Origin of the sequence: Streptomyces sp. 4F14 (genome assembly GCF_048159485.1) — a bacterium.
Lineage (GTDB): Bacteria > Actinomycetota > Actinomycetes > Streptomycetales > Streptomycetaceae > Streptomyces.
This window is the reverse complement of the sequence record NZ_JBLRVY010000002.1, coordinates 442,541-461,283: the sequence shown is the minus strand read 5'-3', so window position 1 is coordinate 461,283 and position 18,743 is coordinate 442,541. Positions and strand designations below refer to the sequence as shown.

At 70.8% G+C, this 18,743-nt stretch carries 18 protein-coding genes and 2 pseudogenes; 6 read left to right on the top strand and 14 right to left on the bottom strand.

Annotated features, from left to right (window positions below; translation table 11 throughout):
- Positions 1-63 precede the first annotated feature (63 nt).
- Genes fxsT through ACLZOT_RS04360 form a run of 4 tightly spaced genes read right to left on the bottom strand, consistent with a single transcriptional unit; the run spans position 64 to position 6,229 of the window.
- Positions 64-4,020, bottom strand: a complete 3,957-nt coding sequence (gene fxsT / locus ACLZOT_RS04375) for an FxSxx-COOH system tetratricopeptide repeat protein (protein WP_416967351.1) — start codon at positions 4,018-4,020, stop codon at positions 64-66.
- Between the two features lie 23 nt (positions 4,021-4,043).
- Positions 4,044-4,790 (bottom strand): hypothetical protein, encoded by a 747-nt coding sequence (locus ACLZOT_RS04370; RefSeq protein ID WP_416967350.1) that lies wholly within the window; start codon positions 4,788-4,790, stop codon positions 4,044-4,046.
- Between the two features lie 46 nt (positions 4,791-4,836).
- Positions 4,837-6,060, bottom strand: coding sequence for an FxsB family cyclophane-forming radical SAM/SPASM peptide maturase (locus tag ACLZOT_RS04365; RefSeq protein ID WP_416967349.1), 1,224 nt, complete (start codon positions 6,058-6,060; stop codon positions 4,837-4,839).
- Positions 6,050-6,229 carry a hypothetical protein gene (locus tag ACLZOT_RS04360; protein ID WP_416967348.1) on the bottom strand — a complete coding sequence of 60 codons (180 nt, stop codon included), beginning with the start codon at positions 6,227-6,229 and terminating at the stop codon, positions 6,050-6,052. The genes ACLZOT_RS04365 and ACLZOT_RS04360 overlap by 11 nt, the downstream gene beginning before the upstream one ends.
- Positions 6,230-6,525: 296 nt before the next feature.
- Here ACLZOT_RS04360 and ACLZOT_RS04355 point away from each other — a divergent pair, with 296 nt between their 5' ends.
- The 3 genes from ACLZOT_RS04355 (at position 6,526) to ACLZOT_RS04345 (ending at position 9,887) form a co-directional block, all read left to right on the top strand.
- Positions 6,526-7,677: a TIR domain-containing protein gene (locus ACLZOT_RS04355; RefSeq protein WP_416967347.1), complete on the top strand. Its 1,152-nt coding sequence runs from the start codon at positions 6,526-6,528 to the stop codon at positions 7,675-7,677.
- Positions 7,674-8,723, top strand: a complete 1,050-nt coding sequence (locus ACLZOT_RS04350; RefSeq protein WP_416967346.1) for a hypothetical protein — start codon at positions 7,674-7,676, stop codon at positions 8,721-8,723. Before ACLZOT_RS04355 ends, ACLZOT_RS04350 begins: the two co-directional genes overlap by 4 nt.
- Positions 8,724-8,882: 159 nt before the next feature.
- Positions 8,883-9,887, top strand: coding sequence for a TIR domain-containing protein (locus ACLZOT_RS04345; RefSeq protein ID WP_416967345.1), 1,005 nt, complete (start codon positions 8,883-8,885; stop codon positions 9,885-9,887).
- Between the two features lie 3 nt (positions 9,888-9,890).
- Here the strand turns inward: ACLZOT_RS04345 and ACLZOT_RS04340 are convergent, their stop codons facing one another.
- Both ACLZOT_RS04340 and ACLZOT_RS04335 read right to left on the bottom strand, forming a co-directional pair.
- On the bottom strand, positions 9,891-10,625 hold the full coding sequence (locus tag ACLZOT_RS04340) for an SRPBCC family protein (RefSeq protein WP_416967344.1): 735 nt from the start codon (positions 10,623-10,625) through the stop codon (positions 9,891-9,893).
- Positions 10,626-10,636: 11 nt separating this feature from the next.
- Complete coding sequence (locus ACLZOT_RS04335) at positions 10,637-11,251, bottom strand: ArsR/SmtB family transcription factor (RefSeq protein ID WP_416967343.1); 615 nt, start codon at positions 11,249-11,251, stop codon at positions 10,637-10,639.
- A gap of 134 nt (positions 11,252-11,385) precedes the next feature.
- On the opposite strand from ACLZOT_RS04335, the gene dapA reads away from it, so the two are divergent.
- Positions 11,386-12,261, top strand: a complete 876-nt coding sequence (dapA, locus tag ACLZOT_RS04330) for a 4-hydroxy-tetrahydrodipicolinate synthase (RefSeq protein ID WP_416967342.1) — start codon at positions 11,386-11,388, stop codon at positions 12,259-12,261.
- A gap of 3 nt (positions 12,262-12,264) precedes the next feature.
- Here dapA and ACLZOT_RS04325 read toward each other — a convergent pair whose 3' ends face one another.
- A complete protein-coding gene (locus tag ACLZOT_RS04325; protein WP_416967341.1) occupies positions 12,265-12,729 on the bottom strand; it encodes a HEAT repeat domain-containing protein in 465 nt (154 codons plus the stop codon).
- Between the two features lie 145 nt (positions 12,730-12,874).
- On the opposite strand from ACLZOT_RS04325, the gene ACLZOT_RS04320 reads away from it, so the two are divergent.
- Complete coding sequence (locus ACLZOT_RS04320) at positions 12,875-13,381, top strand: hypothetical protein (protein ID WP_416967340.1); 507 nt, start codon at positions 12,875-12,877, stop codon at positions 13,379-13,381.
- Positions 13,382-13,449: 68 nt separating this feature from the next.
- Here ACLZOT_RS04320 and dapD read toward each other — a convergent pair whose 3' ends face one another.
- The 3 genes and pseudogenes from dapD to ACLZOT_RS04305 all read right to left on the bottom strand — a co-directional run.
- On the bottom strand, positions 13,450-14,439 hold the full coding sequence (gene dapD, locus ACLZOT_RS04315) for a 2,3,4,5-tetrahydropyridine-2,6-dicarboxylate N-succinyltransferase (RefSeq protein WP_416967339.1): 990 nt from the start codon (positions 14,437-14,439) through the stop codon (positions 13,450-13,452).
- A 148-nt stretch (positions 14,440-14,587) separates the two neighbouring features.
- A pseudogene (locus tag ACLZOT_RS04310) lies at positions 14,588-14,689 on the bottom strand (TetR family transcriptional regulator); the annotation flags it as partial.
- Positions 14,665-14,775 (bottom strand): annotated as a pseudogene (locus ACLZOT_RS04305) (SMR family transporter); the annotation flags it as partial. The pseudogenes ACLZOT_RS04305 and ACLZOT_RS04310, both read right to left, overlap by 25 nt.
- A gap of 193 nt (positions 14,776-14,968) precedes the next feature.
- On the opposite strand from ACLZOT_RS04305, the gene ACLZOT_RS04300 reads away from it, so the two are divergent.
- Positions 14,969-15,859, top strand: a complete 891-nt coding sequence (locus ACLZOT_RS04300; RefSeq protein WP_416967338.1) for an AbfB domain-containing protein — start codon at positions 14,969-14,971, stop codon at positions 15,857-15,859.
- Between the two features lie 71 nt (positions 15,860-15,930).
- Here ACLZOT_RS04300 and ACLZOT_RS04295 read toward each other — a convergent pair whose 3' ends face one another.
- Genes ACLZOT_RS04295 through sufC form a run of 4 tightly spaced genes read right to left on the bottom strand, consistent with a single transcriptional unit; the run spans position 15,931 to position 18,742 of the window.
- The gene (locus tag ACLZOT_RS04295) at positions 15,931-16,263 is read right to left on the bottom strand and encodes a metal-sulfur cluster assembly factor (RefSeq protein ID WP_319725581.1); all 333 of its coding nucleotides are present in this window, start codon (positions 16,261-16,263) and stop codon (positions 15,931-15,933) included.
- A complete protein-coding gene (gene sufU / locus ACLZOT_RS04290; protein WP_416967337.1) occupies positions 16,260-16,715 on the bottom strand; it encodes a Fe-S cluster assembly sulfur transfer protein SufU in 456 nt (151 codons plus the stop codon). Before sufU ends, ACLZOT_RS04295 begins: the two co-directional genes overlap by 4 nt.
- Positions 16,716-16,724: 9 nt before the next feature.
- Positions 16,725-17,981 (bottom strand): cysteine desulfurase, encoded by a 1,257-nt coding sequence (locus tag ACLZOT_RS04285; protein WP_416967336.1) that lies wholly within the window; start codon positions 17,979-17,981, stop codon positions 16,725-16,727.
- Positions 17,978-18,742, bottom strand: coding sequence for a Fe-S cluster assembly ATPase SufC (sufC, locus tag ACLZOT_RS04280; protein ID WP_416967335.1), 765 nt, complete (start codon positions 18,740-18,742; stop codon positions 17,978-17,980). Before sufC ends, ACLZOT_RS04285 begins: the two co-directional genes overlap by 4 nt.
- Position 18,743: the final 1 nt, after the last annotated feature.

Sequence of the window (18,743 nt, the reverse complement as noted above, 5' to 3'; positions counted from 1 at the left end):
CGAGAGCACCGCGGCCGACCACGGTTGCCCCCACTCCCGCCCGTTCCTCACGGTCTTGCCCTTCTAGATGTACGGCACGTCGATGTCTAGCTCGGTCCGCTGCGCGCCGGGTCCGCCGCCGCTCTCCCCGGCGCGGGCCTGGCTGTCCTGGAGGTTGGTCGCGGCGAACGCGGTGAGGGGGTGGCGGTCGCCGCAGCGGATCCGGAGGCGTTCGTAGGTGCGCCGGTCGAGTTCGAGGGCGGCGGCCGACTCCCCCACGTACACGAGGGCGCCCGCGTGGTCGAGAGCCGCGATGAGCGTCAACGGGTGGTCGGAGCCCAGGGTTTCGGCGAGGCCCCGCCAGCCCTGTTCGCTGGTCTCGGCCATGCCGTCGAGGATCCCGGCGGAGCGCCGGCACAGGGCCAGGTTCGTCTGCGCGATGCGGTGGAAGGGGTGGCCCTCCTGCCAACTGCCGTATCCGCGTACGGCTTTCTCTGCGAGGCGGCACGCCTGCGCGTGTTCGCCGAGGAGCCTGAGGTCGGCGGCGAGGGCGAGGGAGGCGGCGAGGTGTTCGTGGTGGTCGGGTCCGGCGTAGGCGAGCCAGCCGGCCATGGCGTCGGCATCGCACTTGCGGGCGGTGCGCAGCCGGTCGGGGTCGTGGCGGCCGGTGCGGCGCAGGGTGGCGGCCAGCGCGCGGCCCGCGTAGAGGGCGACGGGGTCGGACTCGCCGTGGTGGCGTTCGGCGTCGGCGAACGCCTGGCGCAGCTGTGCGAGGGAGGTGGGGTAGTCGCCCGACTCCCGGTAGCGGCAGCCGAGTTGGACGGCGAGGCTGAGGGTGAGTTCGTGGGTGATGCCGAGGACGCGGCGGCTGCGTTCGTAGGTCTCGCGGTGCAGGTCGAGGGCTTCGGCGGTCATGCCGACCATGGCGAGGGAGAGGCCGAGGTTGAGGAACGCCATCAGGGAGTACGGGTTGTCGGCGCCGAGGACGGTGGTGAGGATGTCGGCGGTCGACTGGTCCTCGGCGAAGGCGTCCTGGACCTCGCCGAGGGCGCGCAGTTCGGCGCCCCGGCCGGTGGCGCTGCGCAGGGTGTACGGGTGTTCCAGGCCGAGCTGGGCGCGCAGCCGGCTCAGCGCCCGGTGGTTGATCCGCTCGGCGTCGGCGAAGCGTCCCGCGTCGCGGTGGACGTTGCCGAGTTCGACGGCGAGCCTCAAAGTCAGGATGTCGTCGGTGACTTCGAGGTCGCCGTGTTTCTCCGTCCAGGACTCCAGGAGCTGTTCGGCGAGGGCACGGGCCGGGTCGAGGCGGCGGGCGAGGCGTCGGTGGCGTACCTGGTTGACGAGCCAGCGGCGGACGTCCGGGTCGTCGCCGAGGGCGGCGCCGCTCGGGTCGACGTGCTGGTCGAGTTCCTCGAACACCGGCTGGTGGCGTTCCTCGTCGACCTCCGGGTCGGGCGGGACGAGGGCGGCGAGGACGCGCCAGGTGGCGGCGCGGGACTGCTGGAACTCCTCGGCGGTGAGGGCGTCGCGCAGGAAGCGCAGGCCCATCGGGTCGCCGACGACGCGGCCGACGCCGTAGTCGGTGCGGGCCAGGGCGCGTTCGCCGAGCGCGTGGAAGGCGCGGGCGGCGGTGGCGGGGCCGGTGGGCTGCTCCTCGGGGCACAGCCAGCGCAGGGCGGCGGGGCTGCGCAGGACGTCGAGGGCGGCGCCGGTCGGGGAGAGGTGGGCGAGCAGCAGCAGGAACCGTTCGGCGGCGGGGTGGTCGGCGCGCAGGGACTCCAGGGCGACGGCCCAGGTGGCGTGCGCGGCGGCCGGGTAGCCGGGTTCGGAGGCGGCGTCGGGGGCCTGGCCGCCCTCGGCACGGGTGCGCATGGCGCGGACGTAGGCGGCGACGGCCTCGCGCAGGGGCGGTCCGGCGTTCTTGATGTAGGCGGCGGCCTGTTCGACGGTCTGCGGGAGGCAGCCGGAGACGCCGAGGATGTCGTGGACGAGGTCGGCGGGCAACCCGGGGAAGTGCAGGCGCAGTTGCTCGCCCGCCTCGGTCTCGGTGGGCATGCCGATCTCGAAGGGGCGGCCGGTGGCGTGCCAGTCGGTGGCGTCGGAGGTGATCAGGACGTGGCTCGAACCGCCGCCGGGCAGCAGGCCGCCCAGGTCGGCGGCGCGTCGTACGTCGTCGTAGACGAGGAGGAAGCGGTGGTGGTCGCCCCAGCCGCCGGCGAGGGCGTCCAGGGTGCGGGCGACGGCGTCGGTGGCGGAGCGCCGGGCGACGCCCAACTTCTCGCCGAGGGCGGCGAGTTCGTCGCGGACGCAGGTGGCGGTGTCGGCGCGCAGCCACCAGATCGCGTCGTAGTCGGGGGCGAACCGGTAGGCGAACTCCAGGGCGATCCGGCTCTTTCCGACGCCGAGGGGGCCGGTGAGGATCGCCGGGGAGACGGGCCGGCCGGGCGGGAACGTGTCGCGCAGGGCGCCGATGCACTCCTCGCGGCCCTGGAAGGTGGCGCCCCTCGGCGGGGTCTTCCAGATCTTCGGGTTCTGTCCGGGGAAGCGCACCCCGCCGGAACCCGGGGTGCGGGCCTGGCCGTTCTGCGCGAAGTGGTCGAGGAGGAGTTCCTCGGCCTCGCTCTCGCCGAGGTTCTGCAGGTGCGGCCCCTTGAGGTCGCCGAGCGGCGGCCGCACGCGGGTCTCCTCGACCCGTACCGCGACGATCGAGTCGGTCCGGTCGCCGGACCCGAGCCGCCCGGCGGCCCGCATGTGCTGCTCGATGACCGCGTCGAGCGCGGGCGCTGACTGGAGGGCGGGCGAGACGACGAGGATGGTGTACGAGGGTTTCGCGTCGGCGGGCAGGGCGCGCGGGTCCCACTCCTGGGTCGTCTCGCAGCTGATGCCGAGGCGGGCGAGGACGCCGCGGATCCACTCGGCCCACAGCCGGTCGGGGGCGGCGTGCACGATGCGCGCGGTGCGCCGGCCGGGGGTGCGGACCTCCTCGAACAGCTCGGCGAACCTCAGGCGCAGCGGTTCGGGGACGGGCCGCACACCGGAGACCTTGCCGCGGGTGATCTCCTGCGCGATCCGTACGTAGGCGTCGAGTTGGAGGGATTTCGTGCCGGGGCGCAGGGTGAAGGGGACGAGGGTCTCCTCGTAGGCGAACGCGGGGTGGTGCGGGACCTCGACCTGGCCCCAGTACTCGTCGAGGGAGCCGGTGGTGAGGGGGGCGACGAGTCCGGCGAACCGCCGTTCCACGTAGGCCCGGCGGCGGCCCGCCTTGCCGGGTTCGGCGTGCTCGACGCGCATCGGGACGGGCAGGATGCGGATCTCCCGCCGGGTCTCGCGGGCCTGTTGGTGGATCTGGTGGGCGACGGAGGCGGTGCCCTCGATGGACTGGTTGCTGAGGTTGAACCCGGCGACGACGACGTCGGGCAGCCACAGCGTGCACACGCTCGCGTTGTCGGAGTGGCCGGTGCGGCTGTCGATCAGGACGTAGTCGTACGGCCCTCGGCGCAGCCTCTCGCGGAGGGTCTCGACGAAGCGGCGTCCCTGGTGCTGGCCGTAGAAGGCGGCCCAGTCGAAGTAGGCGACGCGTTCGCTGTACTCGTCGTTCTGGATGCCGGGGCCGAGGTAGTCGATGGTGCCCGGGGCGCGGAAGTCGCTCCAGCGGATGGTGTCGCGGTGCGGGAGGACGTCGGTGTGCGTCAACAGCAGGTCGCCCAGGCGCTGTTCGAAGGTGTCCTCGTCCAGCTGCTGTTCACGCTGCTGTTCGAGCAGGGCCTCCACGTCCCGGCCGTAGCCCTGGACCATGTCGACGACGCCGGTCGTGCGGGTCAGCTCCGGGTCGTTCAGGAAGGGGTGGTAGAAGCGGTGCAGGCCGGGGGACTCCAGGTCCCAGTCGACGACGAGCACGCGGCTGCCCTCGGTGGCCAGGGTCCAGGCGACGTTGGCCAGGGCCATCGTGCGGCCCACTCCTCCTTTGTAGGAGTAGAAGGTGACTACGGTCGCCGGTTCATGGGCGGCCTCGGCGCCGGGCGGCTCCGGCTCCACGCTGCTCATTGATGCTGCTCCACATGTTCGCGTCAGCCATGCGGTCCTCGGAGGACGGGACGCTCACCGTCCTCCGGGGAGGAGAACCAGGATCTGGTGCGAGGGGGCGAGTCCGGCCGTTCCTGTGGCGTACCGGTGCGCCCGCTCAGCCACGGTACCGGTACGGGGGCAAGGTGCACATCCCATGAGACGGCCGACGTACGGGACATAGCCCGGAAAGGCGTGAGGTACCCGACATCATGTGCGGTCATGGTGGGCGGTGTCCGTTCCGCCGCCGACAGTACCCGGTCGGCGACATTCCGCAACACCCGTAAGTAGCCGCCGCGGGCCGCCGGATCGCGCATCAACTGCCCCACCCCGCGGCGCGGATAGTCGGCGCCCGCGCTCTGCCCGGACTGCCGGGCCGTCTCCTCCACGAGCCGCGCGGGCAGCCCCGCGCTCTGCCACACCACCCCGACCGGCCGCACCGAGGCGTCGCCGGTGCGGTGCAGCCGCCAGCTGAGGCGCTCCTCGAAGACCGTGAGGTCGTAGGCGCAGGAGGGGCTGCGGAAGTACTCCCGCGAATAAAGGACCACCAGGCAGCGGCAGTTCATCGCGGGCACCTCGGGCGGCGGGGTCGGCGCGAGGTCGCTGCGGCGGTGGTCGGCGAGGAGTCCGTCGTACCCCGGCTCGCGGTCGGTACGGCCCCGGATCTCGGTCTGGAGGTCCGCGTGGAAGTGCTCGACGTCCCGTCGCCCCGCGCCCTCGACCGCATGGCTGACGAAGAAGTACGGCACCATGCTCGCCTCCCCCCGGCCCAGCCCAGGCCCTTGCGAATCCCTTTGATCAATGCAACGGCTCTACCCCGGCGGGCATCCCCATGGTAGAGGGATTCCCTTGTCCTGTAACGGGGTTGTGACACTCTTTCACCAGTGCGAGCAGACTGTCGTTCACGCGTTCGGAAACGTGCGCGATGAACGCCTTGAGGTCGGCGCAGTAACAGGACGGGTTGTCGTACCCGTTGGCGTCCCGGTACCGGTGCGCCCGCAGCCCACCGCCGCAGACGTGTACGAGGGGACAGTCCCGGCAGGTCGCGCACAGCCCGCCGATCCCCGCCCGCTCGGCCGCGAACCCGGGGTGCGCGGCGGCCTCGTCGAGGCTGTGCCGGGCGAGATGGAAGCCGGTGCCCGCGGCGCCCTCGTGGACGGCCTTGAGGATGTCGTTCTGCTCGATGGCGCCGTCGGGCTGGACCACGACGACGTCGGAGCCGCCGACTCCCCATAGTTCAGTGCCGGTTGACCCACCGAGCAGGACGTCCACCAGCGAGTCGAACATCCGCACCGGGACCTCCCGGACCGGCGCGTCGAACCACCGGTCGAACACCGTCGCCAGCCAGCGGGCGTACGGGGTGTGGCCCGACTCCAGTCCGGGCGGCGGGTGTTGGCGGGTGCCGAGCGGCAACAGGAGGTCCAGGGAAGGGGGTTGCTGCTTCAGGAGGGCCTCGTAGGTCTCCACCGGGTCGGCTTCGAGGTCGACCGCGCACAGCAGTCCGGCGTACAGGGACGGGTGGGCGCGCAGCAGCTCCAGCGCCTTCAGTACGTCGTCGTACGTCCCCCGGCCCGACCTGCGCCGCCGGCGCCGGTCGTGCGCCTCCCGCGTCCCGTCGAGGCTGACGCCCACGCGGATGCCGTGGCGGTGGAAGAGGTCGAGCCAACTCGGCGTGATCTGCGCGCCGTTGGTCTGCACGACCAGCTCCAGCGGGATGTCCAGGTCCCGCCACCGCCCGTGCAGCGCCTCGGCGAAGTGCGCGACGCGGCGCTCGCCCGCGAGGAGGGGCTCGCCGCCGTGCAGCATGACGCGGGCCCGGGGCGGGCGGTGCGCGCGGACATGGTCCGCGATCCGACGGGCCGTCAACTCCCTTACCTCGTACGGCATCGCACGGGGCTGGGTGGACCAGCCGGTGTCGCGCAGGGCGTAGACGTAGCAGTCCGGGCAGGCGAAGTCGCAGCGGCTGTGCAGCTTGACGACGAACTGGGAGAAGGTGACAGCCGGCCGGACGTCAGACCGCACTGTGCCACCCCGGCGGGGTGAGGGGGCCGCTCCTGTTCCGGCGCAACAGGGCCTCGACGAGCGCGGAACGCGGCAGGCCGTCCAGCCGGTCACCCGGCCCGGCCCGGAGCACGTCGGCTAACTCGCCCCGCTCCCGCCCGCCTTCGCGGTCCTGCTCGGTCCTGGTCACGCCACGCTCCCATCCCCCCGAGCCCCGCGCCGCAGGCGGGACCGGCCTCGGACCCTGCTAAAGTCCGGGACTCGTGAGACGTCGGCGAATACCCCTCCGTACGCCTGACGTGTGCCCGTACGCCTGACGTGTGCGCCCGCCAGGCACTCTTCACTGTACCCAGGGCGGCCTGGGAAGCCTATCCTCAGAAGAGCGGGGTCCCGGGCCGACCCGGAGCCAGACGTTGCGAAGCCCATGTTTCAGGCCAGTGAGAGCAACGCCCTGCCGGCCGTCCGGCGGCAGTCTGCGAGGGGCGCGTGGATCGATCCGTCAACTACTTCTACACCAGCTGCACCCGGGGTGACGGCTGGCCGTCGCTCAGCCGTTTCCACGCCGACCTGGAGTACCGGCTCAAGGCCCAGGAGGGCCTGTGGGTGGCCGGCGTCCTCGGACCGCAGACCGGCTCGGGGCCGGTGCTGGAGAGCGGGGTCACGCAGGTCGGCGTGATGGTCGCGCTCTACTCCCCGGAGTACTTCCGCGACCGTGACTGCGGCCTGGAGTGGGCGGTGTTCCGCCACCGCATCCGCGGCCAGGAGTACCGCACGGACCTGCCGGTCGCCGACTGCCTGATCCCCCTGGTGTGGAAGCCGGTCCCCCGGCGCGAACGCCCCCTGGACACCCCGGAGCCCTGGCCGTTCCTCGCCGACCTGGACGGCGTCGGCACCGAGGCCGGCGACCTGTACGAACGCCGGGGCCTGTCGGGCCTGATGCAGTCCCAGCTGCCCGAGGCGGTCGACCTGTACGTCGCTCTCCTGGGCCTGCTCGCACACCGGATCGCCAGAGCGCGCGGCATCGGCCTCGAACCCCTCGAAGGCATCCGGCCCTGGTCCCTGCACCCCGCGTTCGGCACCAGACACTCCGCCGTCCGCCGCCCCGCCCCGGCCCCCGGACTCGCCGTCGCCCACACCGGCCCCGGCCCCGGTCTGCGCGAGGACAACGGCTACCTGCACTTCACGGACACGGGCCACCGTCCCCCCGAACTCCGCTCCGTGGCCATCAGTTACGTCGGCGCCGACCAGCCGTGGGCCGACTGGATGCAGGAGGTGCTGGAGGAGGACACCGACGCCGCCGTCCACCAGGTGCGCTGGAGAACCGAGTTGGAGCCGCTGTCGGAGGCGGTCCAGCGGGCCAGGGAGCAGGGCTCGCGGGTCGTCGTCGTCTTCTCGCGCAGCTACTTCACCGCCGGCGCACCCGACCCCTACCAGTGGGAGGAGGTGTTCGTCGGCCCGGACGCGGCGGATCTGATCCCCGTTCAGATCGACGCCGAGCCACGGCCGTTGCTCGTCCGCCGGGGCGTTCCGGTCGTCCAGCTCACCGGCTCGGACGAGGGCCAGGCCCAACTGCTGCGCGACATGGTCCACGACCTGGGCCCGGCCGTACCGGGACAGCACGGGGGAGACACGCGGTGACCCTTCAGCCGCCGCTGCCGCGTTCCGCCCGCTCGGCCACGGCACCGCCGCCGATATCCAACATCCCCGAACAGAGCCTGCCCTTCCAGGGCCGCGACGAGCAGATCGCCGAACTCATGCGGCTCTTCTCCCGGTACGGCCATGTCCTGCTGCACGACGCCGAGTCGGGCCAGGGCTTCGGCAAGACCCAGATGGCGATCGAGTACTGCAAACGCTTCACCCGGCGCTACAACGTGGCCTGGTGGTTCGACTGCTTCGGCGAACAGGACGACACCCGGCTGGCCGCGCTCATCGAGGAGCAGTACCGGGTGCTGCGCGAACGCTGCGCCCAGGCGCCCGGCGCTCCCCCGCGGTCCAGACCCGACAGCAAGTGGCTCTTCGTGTACGACAACGTCTCCGACCCCGACCGGATCTACGACCACTTCGTCCCCGGCGCGGGACACCGCCTCGTCACCTCCCGCACCAAGGGCCTCACCTGGGGCGAGAACTGCCTCGCGCTCGACGGGCTCAGCCAGACCATCGCCCAGGCCCTCCTGCTGGAACACGCCGACGGCATCACCGCGGAGCAGGCCGAACACCTCGCCGGCCTCGCGGGCGGGCACCCCGGCGCGCTGCTCATGGCCGCCGACAACGTCTACCAGTTCGGGTACGAGGGCTACATGGCCCAGCTCACGCCCGCCACCCTCGACACGCCGCCGCACGGCACGCCGGTCCTCAGCCCCGGCAGCCTCCTCGACCCCATCGACAAGCGCACCCTCATCGAGGCGCTGCTGCGCTCCCCCGTCAACGGCACGCGCGAGACCTTCGACCTGTGGATCCAGTCCGTCCAGCTCGCCGTCGACCCGATCCAGCTCGCCCCGCTGGTCGACGCCGGCTCCACCCGCAACCGGACGATCGCCATCGTCAACTTCGCCGTCACCTCCCCGGCCGTCCTCACCGCCCTCGCCGACGCGCTGGAGGAACAGGGCGACAACGAGGCGACCCGCGTCGTACGCCACCTGGTCGACAAGGCGGTCAAGGACGGCAAGCAGGGCGGCTCCAGCTGACGTCTTCCCGGAACAGGGCGTTCTCCGGGGGCATTTCGGGCACACTCGGGGAGGGCCGCGGGGGAGCACCGGTGAACGGGGTCTCGTGAACGGGGTTCTTGTGAACGGCGTTCGGGCAGCAGGCTCCGCCGGGCGGGCCCACGACTTCGGGGAGGATCCGTGACCGACCGACCGCCGTTCTTCTTCACGAGCTACGCCGAGCGCCGCGCCGACAGCGACCTCGTCGAGTCCTTCCACGCCCGCCTCCAACGGGAGACGGAGATCAAACGCGGCCGCACGGCGTCCCACGAAGGCTTCCTCAACACCGGCTCCCTACGGCTCGGCCAGGGCTGGCGCCGGAAGATCGGTACGGCGCTGGGCCGGACCAGATTCCTGGTCGTCCTCCTGACGAACGACTACCTGGTGAGCCCCTGGTGCGCACGGGAGTGGGCGGTGGTGAAGGAACGCGCACGGCTCGCAAAGCCGGCGGAACCGGTGGCGCTCCTCCCCCTCTTCTGGACCCGGGTCAGCGCCGAACTCCCCGAGGAGATCGCCGACTTGCAGCTCCGGATGGCGACGCTCGGCGCGGCCTACACGGACGCGTGCCTGGTCGACCTGATGCGGGGCGACCCGCAGGCGTACGAGAAGTTCGTGATCGGCCTGACGGACCACATGGTGCAGGAGGCGCCGGGCCAACTGCCGGAGATGGACGCAGACTTGGCGGCGTACTACCCACCGGCGTTCGGACTGCCGGCACCGGAGGGCGAGCAGACCCCCGCGCCGGAGCCGGAGTTGAAGACGGAGCCGAAGCCGGCGAAGGCGGTCCCGGAACCTCCGGTCGCGACCTTCGAGAAGCCGGCCCCTCAAGTCGGGGCCTTCAAGAAGAACGACCTCGTCAACGCCTTCGTCCGCTCTCCCATCTCCGGCCCCCGTGAGACCTACGAACTCTGGCTGGAGTCCGTCCGACTCCTCATCGCCCCCACCCAGTTGGAACCCCTCACCGACTCGAACGCCCTGCGCACCCGCGTCATCGCCCTGGTCAACTTCGCCTGGAAACAAGGCACCCCGGACGTCCTCCAAGCCCTCGCCGAAGCCCTCGAAGAACTCGGCGACGACGAGGCGACCCTCGAAGTGCGCCGCCTCGTCGACCTGGCCGTCGAGACCCGTGCCAACGCCCGGTGGTGACCCCTACTTCCCGAACACCCCGTCCAGCCACCCCTGCCAACCCGCCTCCGTGGCCTTGGGATCCGCGCCCTCCGCGAAGTCGTGCACGCTGATCCCCACGGGCGCTCCCCACCGCCCCCGCCCGAACACCCGGACAAGCGCATGCTCGGTCCGCAGCCCGATGAACTCCGGTGTCCGGTAGTCGAGTACGGCCTCGAACTCCCGGGGCCCGCGCACACTCACCCGCTCCCCGGCGGCCTCCCCGACCCCCAACTCCCGCGCCACCACGGCAAGAGCCTCCGGCGTGGCGGAGGCGGCGGGCCCTTCCGCCGAGGAGAACGTCACCGCGCGCGGCGCGAAGTGCACCAGGTACTCCCGCAGCGTATGCAGATAGAAGTCCGTGTGCCGCCCGGCCCCGTCGTACTGGTTCTCCCAGTCGTCGACGAAGATCCCGCTGTGCACGTACCGCACCCATGCCCGCCGCCCCTCGTCACGCGGCTCGACCGTGTAGTCGAGCTGGTTGCGGGACTGCACCGCCATCCCCACGTCGTCACTGAGGTTGGTGTACCGGTGCGGCGGATCCCACGCCGTGACGGTCGACCCGAACGGCCCGCTCCCCCCGAGGCGCGGCTCCGGCGCCTCCATGGGCCACAGGTACGCCCCGGTGTTCCGGGTCACCGTCTCCCACACCTGCTCCGGCGTCGCGTCCACCTCGAACTCGCGGACGATCTCGAATTCCTTCTCCGTGCCCTGGGACATGGCAACTCTCCTCAGTGTTCGGTCAGTTCGGTACGGGACGGCGTCTCTTTGAGCGTCGGATGCAGCCCGAGCACGATCCGGTGGTCGCGCCCGCCCGCCGCGTCCGGCGCGTCGTACTTACGGATCAGCGCGCTCACCCCGGCCGTCAACTCCTGGACGAACGCGGCCCGTTCGGCGGCGGACGCGAACCGGACCTCGCCGTCCAGGGCGTACGTCGCGAGCCCCTTGCGGGCTTTGGCCGCGCCGGTGATCAGCGCGCCCACGTCCCGTACGAGCCGTGCGCCGAGCGCCAGCAGCCAGCGCGCGGAGAGCTGGTCGCGGAACCGGTCCGGGTCCGGCTGCACCTCGGCGAGCGCGAGGGGCGAGATGACGTACGAGGCAGCGGTGGCCCGCATCAGCCGCTCGGTCACGTTCCCCTTGCGGCGCTCCCCGGCCAGCTCGACCAGGCCGTGCTTCTCCAGCGCCTTGAGGTGGTAGTTCACCTTCTGCCGGGGCAGCCCGACCTGCCCGGCCAGCATCGCGGCGGACGCGGGCCCGGCGGCCAGCTCGGCCAGCAGACGGGCCCTTATCGGGTCCAGCGTCGCGGCTGCCGCCTCGGGGTTCTCGATCACGGTGACGTCCAGCATGGGTCCACCGTCTCACCGAAAACTTTTTTTGTCCAGGAGAGAAGAGTTGTCGGCCAATAAGCGAAGCAACCCTAATCAATACCCGATAGCAGATTTAAGTAGAGCTTCACCGTCACCCCGCCGACACTACTCCCATGACCACCTTCGGCCGCGCCCTCTGCGCGATGATCACCCCCTTCACCGAGACCGGCGCCCTCGACCTGGACGGCGCCCAGCACCTGGCCGCCCACCTCGTCGCCAAGGGCTGCGACGGCCTGGTCCTCTCCGGCACGACCGGCGAATCCCCCACGACGACGGACGCGGAGAAGTCGGCGCTGGTGAAGGCGGTGAGGGAAGCGGTGGGTCCGGCAACCCCCATCCTCACGGGAGTTGGCACAGCCGACACCCACCACACAGCTCGACTCACCCTGGCCGCAGCCGAGTCCGGCGCGACCGGCATCCTCCTGGCGGCACCCTGCTACAGCCGCCCACCCCAGAACGCCGTCGAGTCCCACCTCCGAGACATCGCCGACCTCAGCGAACTCCCGGTCATGCTCTACGACATCCCCTCCCGCACCGGCGTCCGCATCGAGCCCGACACCCTCCTGCGCCTCGCCGACCACCCCCGGATCGTCGCGGTCAAGGACTGCTCCTACGACTTCCTGGCCGCCCAGAAGCTCATCGCCCGCACGGACTTGGCGTACTACGCGGGCTGCGACGAACACAACCTCGCCCTGTACGCGGTCGGCGGCACGGGCTATGTCAGCACCATCGCGAACGCCGTCCCCCGCCAAGTCCGCGCCGTCCTGGACCTGTTCGACGCGGGCGACACCTCGGCAGCGGCCCGAGCCCAACAACGCCTCATCCCCCTCACGGAGTTGATGATGGCCTCCGACCTCCCCGGCACGGTCACCGCCAAGGCCCTGCTCTCCGGCCTCGGCCTGCCCTCGGGCCCGGTACGGCGCCCGCTCCTGGACGCGGACACCGAGACCCGCAAGGCGCTGCGCGCGGCGTACGAGGAGTGCGGGTGACAGTCAGCCCTTCCCTCGTGACAGCCATCCCGCCTTCTTCCGCACCGCAGGACTCGGATCGTGCGCGTGGCACTCCACCAGCGCCTCGGCGGCACGCGGCTCCGTCAGGGCGAACTTGCCGACGAGTTCGGCGGCCATGGAACGGACATGGGCGTCGGGGTCCGTGGAAAGGTGCCGCAGCGCCGGTTCGAGCACCCGATCCGCTCCCGGCGCGCAGGTGTCCCCCTTGCACCGGTCGCAGGCCAGCGCGTGGAAAGCGGCGACCCTGACCCGTGCGTCGGGATCGTCGGCCATGCCGATGAGGTCGCCCATCGAATCGACGTCGACCAGATGGTCGAGCAGCCGGCAACACCCCTCCCGTACCCCCGCGTTCGCGTCCCGCAGTCCGGCGCGGATCGCCCCCAGCGCGGCATCTCCGCGCCGCAGCAGCTCCCAGTACGCCGCAGTCGTGCGTTGGGGATCCCCCAAGCACGAGACCAAAGCCTCATTGTCGGTCCGGACAAATCCCAGCATGCCGCCAGTGTCGGCCCCCGCGCACCCACCGGGCAAAACAATTCCCCAGCCCCCCGAAACTCACGAGCCCCTCCCCCAACTCCCCTCTACTGTGAGCAAGATGCCACCCCGCCCCCTCCTCTTCCTGGACGTAGACGGCCCCCTGAACCCCTACGCGGCCAAGCCCGAACGCCGCCCCGAGGGCTACACCACGATCCGCGCCACGGTGCCCTCCCACTCCCGCCCCCTGCGCGTCTGGCTGAACCCGACCCACGGCCCCTCACTCCTCGCCCTCCCCTACGACCTGGTCTGGGCGACGACCTGGATGGCACAGGCCAACACCTGGATAGCCCCGACGCTGGGCCTCCCGCCCCTCCCGTACGTCGACTTCGGCCCCGACCTCCTGAACCTCCGCCCCGACGAACTCCACTGGAAGACACCCCACTTGCTGACGTACGCGGCAGGCCGCCCCTTCGTCTGGGTGGACGACGAGCAGTCCCCGGCGGACACGGAGTACGTCAGAGCCCACCACCCGGCCCCGGCCCTCCTCCACCACGTGAACCCCCGACTGGGCCTGAAGGAGGGCGACTTCGAGGTGCTGGAGGAGTGGGCGAGCACCCCCGCATGAGCACCAACGCCTGAGCGCCCTCCCCCGTTCCAGGGAAGAGCGCTCAGCGAACCAGCAGGCGGCGCAGGTCAGTTGTGGCTGTGCAGGATCTCGTTCAGCCCGCCCCACACCGCGTTGTTCGGCCGCGCCTCGACCGTCCCCGTCACCGAGTTGCGGCGGAAGAGGATGTTGGACGCGCCGGACAGCTCGCGGGCCTTGACGATCTGGCCGTCCGGCATGGTGACGCGGGTGCCGGCGGTGACGTAGAGGCCCGCCTCGACGACGCACTCGTCGCCCAGGGCGATACCGACCCCGGCCTCGGCGCCGATGAGGCACCGCTCGCCGATGGTGATGCGGACGTTGCCGCCGCCGGAGAGGGTGCCCATGGTGGAGGCGCCGCCCCCGATGTCGGAGCCGTCGCCGACGACGACGCCCGCCGAGATCCGGCCCTCGACCATGGACGTGCCGAGCGTGCCCGCGTTGAAGTTGACGAAGCCCTCGTGCATGACGGTCGTGCCCTCGGCGAGGTGCGCCCCGAGGCGGACGCGGTCGGCGTCGGCGATGCGGACGCCCTTGGGGGCGACGTAGTCGGTCATGCGGGGGAACTTGTCGATGGACGTCACCTGGAGGTGGAGGCCCTCGGCGCGCGCGTTCAGGCGGACCGTCTCGACGTCGTCCACGGCGACGGGGCCCAGCGAGGTCCACGCCACGTTCGCGAGGAACCCGAAGATCCCGTCGAGGCTCAGCCCGTGCGGCCGTACGAGCCGGTGGGAGAGCAGGTGCAGCCGCAGGTACGCGTCGTGCGCGTCGACCGGCTTCTCCGCGAGCGAGGAGACGACCGTACGGACCGCGACCACCTCGACACCCCGGCGCGCGTCGGGCCCGATCGCCTTCGCCGCGCCCTCGCCGAGGAGCTCGACCGCTCGCTCGGCCGACAACCGCTCGCTCCCCGAGGGGCCGGGCTCGGCGACGAGCGCGGGGGCGGGGAACCAGGTGTCGAGTACGGTGCCGTCGGCGGCGATGGTGGCAAGACCCGCGGCCACCGCGCCGCTGGTACCAGGTGCAGTCGTGTCACTCATGAGGGAAACCTAACCGGCGAATACCCCCAGAAGCGAACCAGCCACCAGGTGTCTCAGGGTACGAACGACCGGCCCGCCCGAGAGAACGGTACGAGGCACCCAGGCCGAGCACCCCCGACAGACCCCGGCACCCCGGGAAGCACTCCCACCGCGCCGGCAACTCCCCCGCGGTCTCGGCCCATTCCCCCGCCACCACCTTCAACGCGGGGCGCCGCAGAGCCGCGAGATACAGCTCGTAAGGGAGGGCCACAACTTGCCGAAACCGTCGCTGTACTTCATCGCGCTGGTGGCGATCACCTCGGCGAGGATCGCGCCGGCGAGCATCGGATGTCCCATGTGTACGGGCGTACGCATACACACATGCGACGCGTCCGTACCCCGCCTTGTGAACGGCAGTTGAGAAAGCGTTATCGAACGCGATCACCCAAACGGCTACTCGCCGGTCACACGGTCCACTAGTGTTTCACCGTTCACACACCGGGCCCCCGCATTCGCGGCCCCGTCATGGGCGCCGCTGGAGGATCAGCGCATGCCATTCAAGAAGTCCCGGCCCTCTCAAGAGAATTCGTGGGAGAACGGCTGGGCCCCGGACACCTCGCGGGCCCCCGGCACCCGACGTCTGTGGCTGGCCGGTGCCCTCGCGCTGGCCACGGTGACGGCCTGCGTCACGGCGATCACCGTCATGGACAGGCAGTCGGAGCCCGCGCCCGAGGCGAAGCAGGCCGACACGAAGTCGGCGAAGGAGGCGGGCCCCGGCCTGATCTCGTTCGCCACCCCGACCCCCACGCCGAGCGTCTCGGCGTCCGGCGGCAAGGGCAAGGACACCACGGGGACGACCCCCTCGGGCTCCCCCTCCCCGTCCGCCCACCCCTCGGCGTCCCCGTCCCCGCAGGGCGACGACGGCAAGGCGGCCGGCGGCACCGGCGGCGGCAAGACCCAGCCGTCCCCCTCCGCGCCCCCGGCGAAGCCCGCCCCGAAGCCCCCGGCGCAACCCGCCACCAGCCCGTACGACCGCTCGATCAGCGCCGTCAACTACCCCGACCGCTACTGGCACGTCAGCGACGGTCTCGTGAAGCTCGACGCCCCGCGCGGTTCGGAGTCCCGCGAGGACTCCACCTTCACGGTCGTCCCCGGCCTCGCGAAGAACTCCTGCTACACCTTCAAGACGCACGACGGCCGGTACCTGCGCCACCGCAACTTCATCCTCCGCGCCGAACGCAACGACGGCTCCAGCCTGTTCCGGCAGGACGCCACCTTCTGCTCGGGCTACGGCGGGTACGGCGCCGTCACCCTCAGCTCGATCAACTACCCCAACTACGCCCTGCGCCACCGGAACTTCCAGCTCCGCCTGGACCCGTACGGCTACAACACCACCAACCGCCAGGACTTCTACTTCCACGTGACGACCCCGCTGGGCTGAACCACCGCAACAGAAAGAGGGCGAGGTCCGCGAAGACCTCGCCCTCAGTCACGCACAAGGCTCAGGCAGCCTCAGACGTTGAACCCCAGCGCCCTCAGCTGCTCCCGCCCGTCGTCCGTGATCTTGTCCGGCCCCCACGGCGGCATCCACACCCAGTTGATCCGCAACTCGTTGACCAGCCCGTCGGTCGCGGACTTCGCCTGGTCCTCGATGACGTCGGTCAGCGGACAGGCCGCGGACGTCAGGGTCATGTCGATCGTCGCGATGTTCGCGTCGTCGATGTGGATGCCGTAGATCAGGCCGAGGTTGACGACGTCGATGCCCAACTCCGGGTCCACGACGTCGTACAGGGCCTCGCGGACCTCGTCCTCGGACGCCGGCTTCATCTCCACGGTCTCGGTCATGCCGACTCCCTTTCCGCGAAGGCTTGCGCCGTCGCGTCCTTCCAGGCCATCCAGCTCAGCAGGGCGCACTTCACGCGCGCCGGGTACTTGGAGACCCCGGCGAACGCGACGGCGTCCTCCAGGACCTCCTCCATCGCGTCGTCGGGCTCGATGCGGCCCTTGGACTGCATCAGCTCCAGGAAGGTCTCCTGGATCTTCTGCGCGTCGGCGAGGTCCTTGCCGACGAGCAGCTCGTTCAGGACGGAGGCGCTGGCCTGGCTGATGGAGCAGCCCTGGCCCTCGTACGACACGTCCTCGACCGTCGTACCGTCGTACTTCACGCGGAGCGTGATCTCGTCGCCGCACGTCGGGTTCACGTGGTGCACCTCGGCGTCGCCGTCCCGGAGACCACGCCCGTGCGGGTTCTTGTAGTGGTCCAGGATGACTTCCTGGTACATCGAATCCAGCTTCACGACAGCCTCTCAGCCGAAGAAGTTCCGTACGTGCTCCAGGCCGTCGACCAGAGCGTCGATCTCGGCCGGCGTGGAGTACAGATAGAACGACGCTCGCGTGGTCGCAGGAATTCCGTACCGCAGGCAGACGGGCCGGGCACAGTGATGACCGACACGTACGGCGATGCCCTGCTCGTCGAGGACCTGGCCCACGTCGTGCGGGTGGATGTCACCGAGCGTGAAGGAGATCGCGGCGCCGCGGTCCTCGGCCGTCGTCGGTCCGATGATGCGCAGATCGGACACCGCGTTGAGACGGCTGACCGCGTACTCCGTCAGCGCGTGCTCGTGCGCCAGGATCTTGTCCATGCCGATCGCGCTCAGGTAGTCGATCGCCGCGCCCAGACCCACGGCCTGCGCGATCGGCGGCGTCCCCGCCTCGAACTTGTGCGGAGCGGGAGCGTACGTCGACGAGTGCATCGACACGGTCTCGATCATCTCGCCGCCGCCGAGGAACGGCGGCAGGTCCTCCAGGAGTTCCTGCCGGCCCCACAGGACACCGATGCCGGTCGGCCCGCACATCTTGTGCCCGGTGAAGGCGACGAAGTCCGCCTGGAGCGCCTGTACGTCCAGCGGCATGTGCGGCGCGGCCTGCGAGGCGTCGATGCAGACCAGCGCACCGACCTCCTGCGCGCGGCGCACGATGGCCTCGACGGGGTTGACCGTGCCGAGGATGTTGGAGACCAGGACGAAGGACACGATCTTCGTCTTCTCCGTGATGATCTCCTCGATGTTCGACAGGTCGAGGCGGCCGTCGTCCGTGAGGCCGAACCACTTCAGCTTCGCGCCCGTCCGCTGCGACAGCAGCTGCCACGGCACGATGTTGGAGTGGTGCTCCATCTCCGTGATGACGATCTCGGTCTCGGAGTCCACGCGGTAGGGCTCGTCGGCCCAGCCCAGCATGTTCGCGACGAGGTTCAGCGACTCGGAGGCGTTCTTGGTGAAGATCACCTCGTCCCGCGAGGGCGCGTTGATGAAGTCGGCGACCTTGTCGCGCGCGCCCTCGTACAGCGCCGTGGCCTCCTCGGCGAGCACGTGCACACCGCGGTGGACGTTGGCGTTGTGGCGCTCGTAGTACTCGGAGAGGGCGTCCAGCACCTGGCGCGGCTTCTGGGAGGTCGCCGCGTTGTCCAGGTACACGAGCTTCTGGCCGTCGTGGACCTGGCGGTCCAGGACGGGGAAGTCCTTGCGGATCGCCTCGACGTCGAGGAGGCCCGGCAGCTGTGTCACTCGGATGCGCCGCCCTTCGTGTAAGCCTCGTAGCCCTCGGCCTCCAGCTTGTCGGCCAGCTCGGGGCCGCCCGACTCGACGATCCGGCCGTTCGCGAAGACGTGGACGTGGTCGGGCTTGATGTAGCGCAGGATGCGCGTGTAGTGCGTGATCAGCAGGGTGCCGACCTCGCCGGTCTCGCGGACGCGGTTGACGCCCTCGGAGACGACGCGCAGGGCGTCGACGTCGAGGCCGGAGTCCGTCTCGTCGAGGATCGCGATCTTCGGCTTGAGCAGTTCGAGCTGGAGGATCTCGTGGCGCTTCTTCTCGCCGCCGGAGAAGCCCTCGTTGACGTTGCGCTCGGCGAAGGCGGGGTCCATGGAGAGGCGCTCCATGGCCTCCCGGACCTCCTTGACCCAGGTGCGCAGCTTGGGGGCCTCGCCGCGGATCGCGGTGGCGGAGGTCCGCAGGAAGTTCGACACGGACACCCCGGGCACCTCGACCGGGTACTGCATCGCGAGGAACAGGCCCGCGCGGGCGCGCTCGTCGACGGACATCTCCAGGACGTCCTCGCCGTCCAGCAGGACGGTGCCGCCGGTGATCGTGTACTTCGGGTGACCGGCGAGGGAGTACGCGAGGGTGGACTTGCCGGAGCCGTTGGGGCCCATGATGGCGTGCGTCTCGCCCTGCTTCACGGTCAGGTCGACGCCCTTGAGGATCTCCTTCGTGGCGTTGTCGGCCTCGACGGTGACGTGCAGGTCTCGGATTTCAAGCGTTGCCATG

Excerpts from the sequence above, each read along its gene's own strand:
- fxsT (WP_416967351.1), bottom strand. The coding sequence starts at position 4,020 with ATGAGCAGCGTGGAGCCGGAGCCGCCCGGCGCCGAGGCCGCCCATGAA.
- ACLZOT_RS04370 (WP_416967350.1), bottom strand. The coding sequence starts at position 4,790 with ATGGTGCCGTACTTCTTCGTCAGCCATGCGGTCGAGGGCGCGGGGCGA.
- ACLZOT_RS04340 (WP_416967344.1), bottom strand. The coding sequence starts at position 10,625 with ATGTCCCAGGGCACGGAGAAGGAATTCGAGATCGTCCGCGAGTTCGAG.
- ACLZOT_RS04335 (WP_416967343.1), bottom strand. The coding sequence starts at position 11,251 with ATGCTGGACGTCACCGTGATCGAGAACCCCGAGGCGGCAGCCGCGACG.
- dapA (WP_416967342.1), top strand. The coding sequence starts at position 11,386 with ATGACCACCTTCGGCCGCGCCCTCTGCGCGATGATCACCCCCTTCACC.
- ACLZOT_RS04320 (WP_416967340.1), top strand. The coding sequence starts at position 12,875 with ATGCCACCCCGCCCCCTCCTCTTCCTGGACGTAGACGGCCCCCTGAAC.
- dapD (WP_416967339.1), bottom strand. The coding sequence starts at position 14,439 with ATGAGTGACACGACTGCACCTGGTACCAGCGGCGCGGTGGCCGCGGGT.
- ACLZOT_RS04300 (WP_416967338.1), top strand. The coding sequence starts at position 14,969 with ATGCCATTCAAGAAGTCCCGGCCCTCTCAAGAGAATTCGTGGGAGAAC.
- ACLZOT_RS04295 (WP_319725581.1), bottom strand. The coding sequence starts at position 16,263 with ATGACCGAGACCGTGGAGATGAAGCCGGCGTCCGAGGACGAGGTCCGC.
- sufC (WP_416967335.1), bottom strand. The coding sequence starts at position 18,742 with ATGGCAACGCTTGAAATCCGAGACCTGCACGTCACCGTCGAGGCCGAC.